Below are 12,097 nucleotides of genomic sequence, written 5' to 3'. Positions count from 1 at the left end.
GGCCTGTTTCATCCCGGTCGACGTTTCCCCTCGGGCGGGCAGGATCAAAGTCGCCCGGAAGGGGCCGTCGGCGACTCCGACTGATCCTGGAACAGGCCGGTTTAACCTCCCGGCCCCGTCGACCCCGGCTGTCCGGCTGGCGTCCGCCCCGGGCCTTGGATCCTTCTGAGACCCGCCTCCCAAGCCGACCCGCCCGCCGGGCCAGCCAGGCCCCGCTCGGTTCGATCCCCATCGCCTGCTTGGGCCGGTACCAAGAGCCCTCCCCCGCGATGGGGACGGGTATGATTATGCGGCGGGTCTGAGGTCCGAGGATCGGTGACGCTGATTATTTTTCAGGGCGTTGGAAAGGTTGGCGTTCTTCGCGGCGCTGGCGGGGATACACGGCGCTCGATCCCTCTAGATCCCGGTCATCCCCTTCAAAGACCGCCCGCAACGGCGAGGCCGCGCCTTGAAACCTTGATGGCGAGCCTGTTCTGGCGTCTGGCCGTGTCAAGGACGACGCGCCGCGTCGCCGCGACGCGGCCGCCAGAGGCGGTCCTCGTATGATGGACGAACGATCACCTGATGAGGTTTGATCGCGGCGGCTGGAAGCTCGTGGAACGGTCCGTGGGGCTAGACCCCGCAGTCAAGCCAGAGCTCCAGCCGTCTGTCGTCGTGTAACTCCGGACAGTTGCCAGAGCTCCGATCCACCAAGGCTTTAAGGCGCGGCCCCATCCGGGGCGGATGGGGGCTTGCGCCAAGCGGACGTTTCAGAAGTCCGAAAAGGGTGGTTAGTTGCCCTTCGCCGAATGCTCGAAAACAAGCTTCCGGATCATGACAACCGTCCCCAATAGGCCACAAACGCAGGCAGCGCTGAGCGTCACGAGCCCGGCGGTGGAGAGAGTGGGCCATCCGAAGGTGTGAACCCAAAGCAGGTGCTCACCGACGAAGTAGCCGGAGCTAAGCGTGATCGCCAGAGCCGCCAACCCGCCGACTAGGTAGATCCACTTTTGCATCGCTGATCGTCCATTGCTCACCCAGCCGTCAGCCTACACCTCTTGGCTAAATGTCCTAGATGGGTGGATGTCGGACCTTAGGGCCTGCTAAGGTGCAGTCTATCGCTGCCCCCTTACGGGATTGCCAAGATGCCTCGCCAGACCCATCGCGACAAAGCAGCCACCCCGCCCGTTTGGGCTGAAGCAATCAACCTCCTATTTGGGCTTGGAATGTGCTGGTTTGCGCTCACGGTCTTTGCCGCCGACGCAACAATGTGGACTCGAATTTTACGCTACGTGGGCATGGGCGGGGGCTTGTTCATTGCCGCCACCTCCGTGTTCCTGATCGGCAAAAAAGCAATTCGTTCCCGATCCAAAACCTAGTGTCCGCTCAGGGTCGTGAGCTGACACCGCCCCCCTGCCCGGACCCGGACGCTGCACATCCCCTCACCCAAAACCTAGCCACCGCCGCCTCGACCGCCTATACCCCGCGCCATGTTTGAAGGCCTCTCCCCCCTCGCCCGCGACGCTCGCTCCTGGCCGTTCGAGCAGGCGCGCGCCCTGCTCGCCCGCATCCTGCGCCTGCGTCTGACTGACGCCGAACGCGACTTCGCCTCCACGCTGATCCACAGCGGCAAGGCCCACGAGGCCGTCAAAGCTCTGCCGGCCCTGGCCAAGCCGGTGATCCTGGAGACCGGCTACGGCCCCTCGGGCCTGCCGCACCTGGGCACCTTTGGCGAGGTGGCGCGCACGACCATGGTCCGCAGCGCCTTCCGCGCCCTGACCGACGACGCCATTCCCACGCGGCTGATCGCCTTCAGCGACGACATGGACGGCCTGCGCAAGGTTCCCGACAATATCGAGAACAAGCAGCCGCTGATCGAGGACCTGGGCAAGCCGCTGACCGTGGTCCGCGACCCGTTCGGCACGCACGACAGCTTCGGCGCCCACAACAACGCCCGCCTGCGCGCCTTCCTCGACGGCTTCGGCTTCGACTACGAGTTCGTGTCCTCGACCGAGTGCTACAAGGCCGGCCAGTTCGACGAGACCCTGCTGACCGCCCTGGCCCGCTTCGACGCCATCCAGAAGGTCATGCTGCCGACCCTGGGCGAGGAGCGCCGCGCGTCCTATTCGCCGTTCCTGCCGATCAGCCCTTTGAGCGGCAAGGTGCTGCAGGTCCCGACCCTGGAGCGCAACGTCGAGAAGGGCACGATCGTCTTCGAGGACGAGGACGGATCGAAGGTCGAGGTCCCGGTGACCGGCGGCCACGTCAAGATGCAGTGGAAGCCCGACTGGGCCATGCGCTGGACGGCGCTGGGCGTCGATTACGAGATGAGCGGCAAGGACCTGATCGACTCGGTCAAGGCCAGCGCTCAGATCTGCAAGGCGCTGGGCGGCGTGCCGCCCGAGGGCTTCAACTATGAGCTCTTCCTGGACGAGAACTCGCAGAAGATCTCCAAGTCCAAGGGCAACGGCCTGTCGATGGAGGACTGGCTGCGCTACGGCGCGCCCGAGAGCCTGTCGTACTACATGTTCCAGAGCCCCAAGTCGGCCAAGAAGCTGTATTTCGACGTCATCCCCAAGGCGACCGACGAGTACCTGCAGCAGCTGGACGCCTACCCCCGGCAGGAGCCGGTCAAGCAGCTGGACAACCCGGTGTGGCACGTCCATTCGGGCCGTCCGCCGCAGTACGGCTCGCCGGTGTCGTTCAGCCTGATGCTGAACCTGGTCTCGGCCGCCAACGCCTCGGACAAGGCGATCCTCTGGGGCTTCCTGTCGCGCTACATCCCGGGCGCGACGCCGGAGAGCCAGCCGCTGCTGGACCGCCTGGCCGGCTACGCGATCAATTACTACGACGACTTCGTCAAACCGACGAAGGCGTTCCGCGCGCCGGACGACAAGGAGCGCGCCGCGATCGTCGACCTGCTAGCCCGCCTGAAGGCCCTGCCCTCGGACTGCCAGGACGCCGAGCTGATCCAGAACGAGGTGTTCGCGGTCGGCAAGGACCACGAGTTCGAACCACTGCGCGCCTGGTTCCAGGCCCTCTACGAGGTGCTGCTGGGCCAGAGCCAGGGGCCCCGCTTCGGCTCGTTCGCGGCGATCTTCGGCCTGGACCGCACCACGGCGCTGATCGAAGAAAAGCTGGGATAGTTGTCGAAGGCGATCTCGCCAGACGCCTAACGGCAAGGCTCGGCCGCCTCACCCCAAGCGATCGCCAAACTGAATGCGCCCAGGGTGGAAGCCACGGGCGGCCAAGGCTGCTTCGACTACCTGCTGACCGAAAGCCCTGGCCGCCAGGTTAGCCCGGAAAAGGTGAAGACGATTCTCGAAATCGATTGAGACATTTACATAACTCAATGCGCAGGTTACGAGCTTTCGCGCGAACACTGAGCATTGCTGATAAAGTTCATGCCTGAGCTTCGTGTTGCGCTGGCCGTGACCGGCAAGATCTCGTACAAGCCCCCGACAGTGGCTTCATGACCGTGGGGAATCGACGACGTGCGCCAAGTACACATCATCACGCGGTTCATTCGCGGCGGTGCGGACGAGAACACCCAAATCACCTGCAACCTGCAGGCGGAAGCTGGGGACGAGGTCACACTGATCGTCGGCGGTGAATGGGAGGCCTCGATGAGAGCGTCCCTGCACCCGGCCGTGAAGTTCATCGTCGTGCCGGCCCTGCAGCGGACGGTTTCACCGCAGCGCGATCTCGCATCGACCTGGTCGATCTATCGCCATCTCAAGAAGATCAAGCCCGACCTGGTGCACACCCACACCAGCAAGGCCGGCATCGTCGGTCGCCTGGCTGCGGTGATGGCCGGAACAAAACATATCGTCCATGGCGTGCATATTCTGCCGTTCGCGAACGTCTCGCGGACCGAGGAGATCATCTACACCGGGCTCGAGCGGCTGTGCGGCGCATTCACCCACGCCTTCGTCTATGTCAGCGCGAACCTTCGCGACGACTGTGTCGAGCGGCGCCTGGGCCGATCGGCCCGGCACATCGTGGCGCCCAGCGGCATGGACGTCGACCGGTTCGCCACCGCCTTGCCGTCGGACGACGCCGCGACCCTGAAGGCCAGCCCGATCGCCGCGGCCGAAGCGCCCTTCGTCCTGCTGATGGCTGCGGCGCTGGAAGAGCGCAAGGGTCAATTGAGGTTCCTCAAGGTGCTGCGCGAGATCATCGACGAGCGGCCCAATGTGGTCCTGCTGCTGGCCGGCGACGGCATTGAGCGGCCAGCGATCGAGGCCGAGATCGACCGGTTAGGCCTTCGGGCCCACGTCCGAGTCCTGGGGTTCCGCAAGGATCTCGAGCGCCTGCTGGCGTTGTCCGACGTTGCTCTGGTCTGCTCGCGCCGCGAGGGTCTTCCGCGTGTCGCCGTGCAGGCGGCCATCGCGGGCGTGCCGATCGTCACCACCGCGCTTCCCGGCATCGACACGGTGGTCACCGACAACGAGGGCGGCTACGTGGTGCCGATCGATGACCTGGCCGCGATGAAGGCCCCGATCCTCAAGCTGATCGACGAGCCCCCGACCCGCGCCCGCTTCCAGGCTCACCTCAGGAGCCAGGACTACACGCCCTGGACCGCCGAGCGGATGGTCGCGACCATCGGCGAGGTCTATCGTGACCTGCAGGCGCGCTCGGGCCGGGGCCCCGCACTGCAATCGTCGGCCGGATAAGACCTTGTTCGGTGCAAGGTCAGATTCTGCAACGGCCGGCTCATGACGCTGCTTGATCACGGACGCCGTGCCAATCTGCCCGGTTCGGGCCCACCCTGCCAGGCCGCCGGCCCGACGGGCCAAGTCTCCGCGAACGATTTCTACTCCCATCCGATCATCGACGTCTGGTTCGCCCTGACGCTGACGGCGCTGTTCTTCGGTCAGATCGTCGGGCCGGGGAAGGCTTTCCTGTTCGTGGCGATGTCGGCCGTGGCCTTCGTCGCTCACATCCCGCTGCTGCTGCGGCCGGGCGAACTGCGAAAACTGTTCAATCTGCCGCTGTTCATATTCCTGGCCATCCACGTCGGCTTCGCGATGCGGGTGAGCATGGATATCTTCCAGCTGAAACTCATACAGGTGGTGATCGTCCTGGGCTTCACTTGGTCGTTCGTCGTGCGCTATTCGCGCTACGACATGCGGCGGTTCTATCGGTGGGCGGCGATATTCTTGGTCGCAACGATCGCTGTCACGATCCTCTACCACATCTCGATCCACCGATACGTGACCTGGAAGTACCTCGCCGACACCAAAAACGCCTTCGCCCTGCTGCCGTTCGTGCTGGTGGCGTTCCTGACGGGCAAATCGCCCGCGGCGCGCCGCTACGGAGCGCTGGCCGTCCTCGTCTCCGCCGTCCTGATCCTGATGTCAGGCGAGCGGAAGGGCTACATCATGCTAGCCCTGGCCCTGCCGCTCATTCTCAACTTCCGCAATCCGTTGACCTACCTGGCGCCGCTCATCCTGATCGCGGCGATCCCCGCGCTCGAAATGCTCGATTCCACGGGCTATATCCAGCGACAAGTCGAATCCCTGGTCCACTTCGGCAGGGACTCCGCCCCCAAAACGTTCAGCACAATGCAGCGTGAGTGGACGGCCAACTACGTCAAGACGATCATTCCCGATCACCCGCTGATCGGGGTCGGCACGAATGGCTACGGACCTATCGTGCAGGACGAGTACCGCAGCGCGTTCCTGAATCGCAACGGCATCATCAATCCGGGCCTGGGCATCCATGGCGAGCCGACCCGGATCCTGGTGGAGAACGGCGCGGTGGGCGTTCTGGCCGTGCTGTCGCTGCTCGTCTATTCGGCCCTCAACATCATGCGATCCTGGGTGGGCCCGATGAGGCGCTATCGCACCCCTCGCGAAAAGCTGCTGGCCGCCTTCCTGATGGGGGTCCTCCTCATCCACATGGCCGCCGAGGCGTGGGATTCGACGATGATGCTGGCCTACTGCCTGGTGGGCTACCTCTCCCTGCTCAGGCTGGACTCGATCCCGCGCGCGCCGGCCCGTGTCCCGACGGGCCAAGGCGTGGTCCCCTTCAAGTGATGATTGGTTCTTTTCGCGTCCCGCCTTGCCGGAGCTTCAAGACGGATCGAGGCTCGTCGCGCCTTCAAAGGCCTGCCCTGGCGCTGGGCGGCTTTCAGTCAATTCTGCAGTTCGCATGTGCGGCGCGTCGCGCATGATTGTCCTACGAGTAACAATCCTCTAGTTGGCGCGCAGGGCTGTGATTTCTGGGCTTACCGTCCGGAGAACGTCATGCTGCAGTGCAATAGGGTTCTTGGCGAAACGCCGCGAGATGGATCAAAGCATGCACAGTGAAGCGCCCAAGGACAAACCGTCGAAGGCCGGTGGCGGCCACAAGGTCGTCACCGGCTTCAGCTGGCTGATGATCGCCCGGTTGGCCGTCATGGCGTTGAGCTTCATCTCGACCGCCATTCTGGCGCGGATCCTGACGCCTGCCGATTTCGGCGTCATGGCCGCAGCCTGGCTGGTGCTGGCCCTGACCAATGCGGTGTTCGAAGGCTCGTTCGGCATCGGCGTGGTGCAGCGCGCCGAGATCGACGACAACTACATCTCCACCACGCTCTACATGTCGCTGATCCTGGCGATCGCCATGTTCGCGATCGTGGCCGTCGCCGCACCCCTCGTCGAGCACTTCTTCCGTTTCCCGCACCTTGGAGCGATCCTGACGGTCACCGCCGTCACGCTGATCTTCAAGGCGGGCGGATCGGTGTCGCAGGCGCTCTTGCAGCGCCGTCGGCAATTCGCCGCCCTGGCGATCATCAACATCGGCACCTACGCTCTGGGCTTCTGCATCGTCTCGACCGTCATGGCGCTCAAGGGCTACGGCGTCTGGTCGCTGGTCGGCGGCGCGGTGGTCGGTGGGGTGACGGAGGCCGTCGCCAGTCTCATCGTCGCGCGGGTTCCAATCCGCGTGCGGCCGGATCGGGAATCGATGCGGCACGTCGTCAAGACGAGCGGCTTCTTCACGATCTCGCAAGTCCTGGCCTGGGCCGCCAACGCCGGGGCGAACGCCGTCATCGGCCGCTCGTTGGGCGCGATCCCGCTGGGCATCTATTCACGCGGCTGGAAGCTTCTGGACGTGGCGGTCTCCGCGACCGCCGCGCCGATGCACAAGGTGCTCTTGCCCGCCTTCGCCCGCCTGCAGAACGATCAGGAAGCGGCGCGGCGCGCCTTGCTGAAGTCTCTGTCCCTTGCCGCGCCGCTGTTCGGCATGGTGTCGATCTTCGTTGTCCTGCATGCCCACGCCATCGTGATGATCGCGCTCGGGCCCAAGTGGGGCGACACCGTGATCGTGGTGCAGCTGTTGTTCTCAGCCCTGATACCGCGTTGCGCGTACAAGATCTCCGAGAGCCTAGCCGTCGGCTTCGGGCGTTCGGGCGCGGCCGTGGTTCGACAGGGGCTCTATGCGGTGCTGATGGTCGGCGGCTCGATCATTGGCGCGATGCACGGGCCGACGGGCGTCGCCGTGGCGGTTTCGATCGCGATCTGGATCTTCTACGGTATTTCGCTGAGCTATGCCGCGCACCTGGCCGACCTGAGACTGCTCGCCCTGGTCGGGCTCCATGCGAGAAGCTTGGCCTTGGGGCTGCCCGTGATCCTGGCCGACCTGATCGTCATGCGCCTGCTGGCACCGGTGAACTTCTGGGTTTCCGAGCTCGGCGGCGGCGCGGCCGGCGGTCTCGTGCTGCTCGCCCTGGCGGTGCTGTCGCCGGACAGCTGGCTCGGCTCGGAGCTCGCCAATGTGCGTCGAGGCGTCCGGTCCCGCCTGTTGGCGTTGAAGCAGCGTTTCGGTGCGCGTCGGGTCGCCAATTCGGTCGGCTGAAGATTCAGATCCACTATTTGCAGGGGATGTAGAGTGAAATATCGCGCCGACATCGACGGACTGAGGGCGATCGCGGTCCTCTCCGTGGTGGTCTATCATGCCGGCCAAAATTGCGGTCTCCACTGGCTGCCGGGCGGCTATATCGGCGTCGACATCTTCTTCGTCATCTCCGGCTTCCTAATCACCAACCTGATCGTCAACGATCTGGAAGGGTCGCGCTTCTCGCTCGTCGATTTCTGGAACAGGCGCATCAAGCGCATATTCCCGGCGCTCTTCGTGGTGCTGGCGACCACCGCCCTCGCCGCGTATTTCGTGCTGATCCCCTCGGAGTTCGCCGCCTTCGGACGGTCGCTGCAGGCGACGGCGCTGTTCTTCTCGAACGTCTATTTCGCCAACCAGATCGGCTACTTCGCAGGGGGCGCCGAAGACCAGCCCCTGCTGCACACCTGGTCGCTGTCGGTCGAAGAGCAGTTCTACATCATATGGCCCGTGGCCCTGTGGGCGCTGGTCAAGCTGGGCCTGCGCCGCTGGCTGTTGCTCATCATCGCCCTGGGCTGGATCGGGTCCTTCGCCCTGAGCGTCTGGTTCCTGCCGTCCAAGCCAGAAGGGGTCTTCTTCCTTCTGCCGACCCGCGCCTGGGAGCTGCTCACCGGAGCCCTGCTGGCCGTCGCGCGGTTGCCGGCTCCGAAGTCCCGGGTCGTGTCCGAACTGGCTTCGGCGGTCGGCCTGGCCCTGATCGGCTACGCCCTGATCACCTACAAGGCCGCCGTTACGCCGTTTCCCGGCGCCAACGCCTTGGCGCCGTGCCTGGGCGCCGCGCTGATGATCTATGGCGGCAGCCGGGAAGGGAGCCTCGGCAACCGTTTGCTGAGCCTGCGTCCCATGGTCTTCGTCGGCCTGATCTCGTACTCGCTGTATCTGTGGCACTGGCCGTTGCTGGTGCTGCCCAGGCTGTATCTCCTGCGCCCGCTGACACCCGTCGAGGCCGTGGGTCTGATGCTCGTCGCGGCGGCCCTGGCCTATCTTTCGCTCATCCTCGTGGAGCGGCCGATCCGGTCCATAGCCTGGGGTCGGGTCTTCAAGGTTCCCAAGCCCGTGGTGCTCGGCGCGGCGGGCTACGCCGCGGTGGCCCTGATCGGCGGCACGTTCGCGGCCACCAAGGGCCTGGCGTTCACCGCGTCCGAGCGGACGCTTCATGCCCAGGCCGGGCTGAAGCCCGAGTTGGAGCGCCTGGGCAAGTGCTTCCAGAACCCGCGGCGCGTGAACATGAAGGCCTTCGACGCCTGTGAAATGAAATTGGCGGGGAATCCCTCGAACGGCGGGGTCTGGCTGATGGGCGATTCACACGCAGGCTCGCTATTCCCCGCGGTCGTCGATGCAGTCCAGCCGAAGTTCGCCCGCCTTCACTACCGGCTGATGGCCAGCTGCTCGCCGCTCTCCGGCGTGGACATCATCAACATGAACTCGCCGGGCGGCGGCCTGCAAAACTGCCGGCGCTACACCGACGCCATGCTGGACGTCATCGCCCGCGACCAAACGTCGAAATACGTCGTGTTGGCCGGCCGCTGGAATTCCTACACGCGCGCCGACCCGATCTATCTGCAGCGGCCCGGCGGCGGTCCCCTGACGCACGAGGAGACGATCAAGCAGCTGGAATACGCGATCGATCGGACGGTGAGGAAACTGACCGACGCGGGAAAGATCGTGATCCTCATTGATCCCGTGCCCGAATACGCGCGGAACGAGGCCAAGTGCTTCGTGCGGGCCGTCAGCATGTCGCGTGACGCGCAGCTCTGCGCCGAGGCCGGCGCGGAAGTCCGGGAGCGATCCAGGGTCTCGGAGGAGGTCATCGCGCGGGTCGTGGCCCGAAACCCCTCCGTGAGACTGGTCGAAACCAAGTCGGTGCTTTGTGGGTCAGATCGATGCGCGGCGTGGCGCGGCGACGAATTGCTCTATGTCGACCACAATCACCTTACCGCCCGGGGAGCTCGCCTTCTCGCGCCGGCCATCAGGGCGCAGCTGGATTAGCGAGATGAGTCAGAAGTATCGCGTCATGATGATCTGTCATTATGACGACACCAACGCCAGCGGCGGCCTGGAAGCCCAGGCCCGGCTGCTGAGCCGGACCTTGCGGTCGACCGGCGAGAACGTGATCGTGCTCGGCAGCACCCGGCGCCTGTCGCGCGCGCGCTGGTCGGACGATCACGGCGTTCCCGTGCGGCTGTTCTGGACCTACGCCAGCCCGCAGGTGTCGGGTCGCTATCTTCCGGCTTCGATCATCTGGGCCGCCCAGTTGCTGGTCTGGATCGCGCTGAACCGCTCGAAGATCGAAGTCCTGCACTGCCACCAGATCCGTATCCACGCCTTCGTCTCGGCGATCGCCGGATGGCTGTTCGGCATTCCCTCCATCGTGAAGTCGGCGACCGGCGGCGAGGGCGCCGACATCCTGACGATCGGGTCACGCAAATATTTCGGGCCTGCCGGGCGCCGGTTCGTCACCCGCCACACCGACGTCTTCGTGGCGACCACGGATTCGATCCGGACCGATCTGCTGCAGGCCGAGGTGCCGGAAGAGCGGATCAGGATCATTCCCAACGGCCTGCCGCTTCCCCGCGACACCCAGGCCAAGCCGGACCTCGCGCGCCACGGCCGTTGCCTGTTCCTGGGCCGGCTGGCCGCCGACAAGAACGTGCCGGCCATGACCCGCGCCGCCCTCACGACCGCCCCGACGACCGGCTTGACGCTCGACATCTATGGTCGCGGTCAGGACGCCCAGGAGGTGGCGGACCTGATCGCCGCCCAGCCGGATCGCGGCGTCCGCTACATGGGTCACGTCGACAACACGATCCAGATCCTGGAGACCTACGGCTGGCTTCTGCTGCCGTCCAAGGCCGAGGGCCTCTCGAACGCCATGCTCGAAGCCATGGCCCAGGGCGTGGTGCCGGTCGCGACGCGGGTCAGCGGCTGTGTCGACCACATCTTTCCGGGGGAAACCGGCTTCTTCCTCGAAGGCGTCGACCAGGCCTCGATCGAGGACGGACTGCGGCTGATCTCCAAGGTCACGCCCGAGGCCTGGGCCGAAATGTCCGGCCGCGCCCGCAGCTACGCGCGCGCCCGCTTCGACATCAAAGTGGTCACGGCCAATTACCAGGATTTGTACCGATCCCTCGCGAACGACGCGTCGGCGAGGAGTGCTCACGCATGAAGATCGTTATCGCCAGCTATGGCTTTCTTCCGGCTATCGGCGGCGTGTCGACGACCGTCGCGATCCAGGCGTCGGAATTCGCCAAGGCCGGACATGACGTCACCGTCGTGACCCTCGAGCCCGGGCCGACGGAAGGCTACGGCCATCGGGTGGTGCGGCGGCCTGGACCGCTGACGCTTTTCCGGCTGTACAAGCAAGCCGATGTGCTCATTTTAGCCAATCTCTCCCTTCAGTTGATTTATCCGCTGGTGATCCTGCGCAGGCCGTTCGGGTTGCAGCATCATTCGGAAAGCGCGTTCAAATTGTCGCGTTCCCTGTTTTCGGCGGATCTGTTGCGGAGGGCTGTCTTGCCGCGCGCGCGCCACTTCATGACCAGCGCCTTCATCGGCCGAAAGAGCGGCTTTCCGCGGTATGTGGTCACGCATCCCTTCTCCAGTTCGCACAACATCACGCCGGACGTCGTTCGCGCGCCGAACGAGCGCGCCGACGTCCTGTTCGTCGGTCGGCTCGAGCCCGAAAAGGGCGTGATGTGGATGCTGGAGCGCTGGCCGCGCATCCGCGAGGCTCTGGGCGTCGAGAAGCTCCGGGTCGTCGGCGCGGGATCCCTGTCGGCCACGATCGAAAGCATGACGAGCGCCGGACAACTGCCGGGCGTGGACTTCGTGGGTCCTCTTTCGGGTCCCGATACGGCGCGGGAAATGGGAGCGGCGGCCTACGTCCTGGTGCCCTCGCTGTGGGAAGAGCCCTTCGGCGCCGTCGCGCTGGAAGGGCTGACCGCCGGCGCGATCACCGTGCTCTCGAACCGGGGCGGCCTGACCGAAACCACCGGAGACCTGGGCGTCTTCTTTGACCCGGACGACGAGGCGAGCTTCGACGCCGCCCTGAAGACCGCGCGGGAAAAATTTGATCTGCACCGCCAGTCGACCAGCGCCCACGAGGCTTATCGGCGGCGGGTGGCGGATCACGTGGCCAGCTTCAAACCATCGGTGGTGGTGGCGAAGATCCTCCATGAGATGGCCGCCTGACCATTGTTTTAAGCTCGCGCAGCGAGACCGGAGGTTTGTGTGAATA

At 65.1% G+C, this 12,097-nt stretch carries 8 protein-coding genes; all 8 read left to right on the top strand.

Features of this window, described 5'->3' with window-relative positions; all coding sequences use genetic code 11:
* Positions 1-1,124 precede the first annotated feature (1,124 nt).
* Complete coding sequence (locus WAL33_RS03380) at positions 1,125-1,358, top strand: hypothetical protein (RefSeq protein WP_422178482.1); 234 nt, start codon at positions 1,125-1,127, stop codon at positions 1,356-1,358.
* Between the two features lie 111 nt (positions 1,359-1,469).
* On the top strand, positions 1,470-3,125 hold the full coding sequence (locus tag WAL33_RS03375) for a lysine--tRNA ligase (RefSeq protein ID WP_422178480.1): 1,656 nt from the start codon (positions 1,470-1,472) through the stop codon (positions 3,123-3,125).
* 348 nt (positions 3,126-3,473) lie between these two features.
* Positions 3,474-4,655, top strand: coding sequence for a glycosyltransferase family 4 protein (locus tag WAL33_RS03370; protein ID WP_422178478.1), 1,182 nt, complete (start codon positions 3,474-3,476; stop codon positions 4,653-4,655).
* 42 nt (positions 4,656-4,697) lie between these two features.
* Positions 4,698-6,020, top strand: a complete 1,323-nt coding sequence (locus WAL33_RS03365; RefSeq protein ID WP_422178476.1) for an O-antigen ligase family protein — start codon at positions 4,698-4,700, stop codon at positions 6,018-6,020.
* Between the two features lie 262 nt (positions 6,021-6,282).
* Positions 6,283-7,821, top strand: coding sequence for a lipopolysaccharide biosynthesis protein (locus WAL33_RS03360; protein ID WP_422178474.1), 1,539 nt, complete (start codon positions 6,283-6,285; stop codon positions 7,819-7,821).
* Between the two features lie 33 nt (positions 7,822-7,854).
* Positions 7,855-9,849, top strand: a complete 1,995-nt coding sequence (locus WAL33_RS03355; protein ID WP_422178472.1) for an acyltransferase family protein — start codon at positions 7,855-7,857, stop codon at positions 9,847-9,849.
* A 4-nt stretch (positions 9,850-9,853) separates the two neighbouring features.
* Positions 9,854-11,026 carry a glycosyltransferase family 4 protein gene (locus tag WAL33_RS03350; RefSeq protein WP_422178470.1) on the top strand — a complete coding sequence of 391 codons (1,173 nt, stop codon included), beginning with the start codon at positions 9,854-9,856 and terminating at the stop codon, positions 11,024-11,026.
* Positions 11,023-12,051, top strand: a complete 1,029-nt coding sequence (locus tag WAL33_RS03345) for a glycosyltransferase family 4 protein (RefSeq protein ID WP_422178468.1) — start codon at positions 11,023-11,025, stop codon at positions 12,049-12,051. Before WAL33_RS03350 ends, WAL33_RS03345 begins: the two co-directional genes overlap by 4 nt.
* Positions 12,052-12,097: the final 46 nt, after the last annotated feature.

Origin of the sequence: Caulobacter sp., assembly GCF_049283275.1 — a bacterium.
Lineage (GTDB): Bacteria > Pseudomonadota > Alphaproteobacteria > Caulobacterales > Caulobacteraceae > Caulobacter.
The sequence above is the reverse complement of the archived record's forward strand: the minus strand, read 5'-3'. Positions and strand labels throughout refer to the sequence as shown.

Coding starts and splice junctions, on each gene's coding strand:
- WAL33_RS03380 (WP_422178482.1), top strand. CDS start 1,125: ATGCCTCGCCAGACCCATCGCGACAAAGCAGCCACCCCGCCCGTTTGG.
- WAL33_RS03375 (WP_422178480.1), top strand. CDS start 1,470: ATGTTTGAAGGCCTCTCCCCCCTCGCCCGCGACGCTCGCTCCTGGCCG.
- WAL33_RS03365 (WP_422178476.1), top strand. CDS start 4,698: ATGACGCTGCTTGATCACGGACGCCGTGCCAATCTGCCCGGTTCGGGC.
- WAL33_RS03360 (WP_422178474.1), top strand. CDS start 6,283: ATGCACAGTGAAGCGCCCAAGGACAAACCGTCGAAGGCCGGTGGCGGC.
- WAL33_RS03350 (WP_422178470.1), top strand. CDS start 9,854: ATGAGTCAGAAGTATCGCGTCATGATGATCTGTCATTATGACGACACC.
- WAL33_RS03345 (WP_422178468.1), top strand. CDS start 11,023: ATGAAGATCGTTATCGCCAGCTATGGCTTTCTTCCGGCTATCGGCGGC.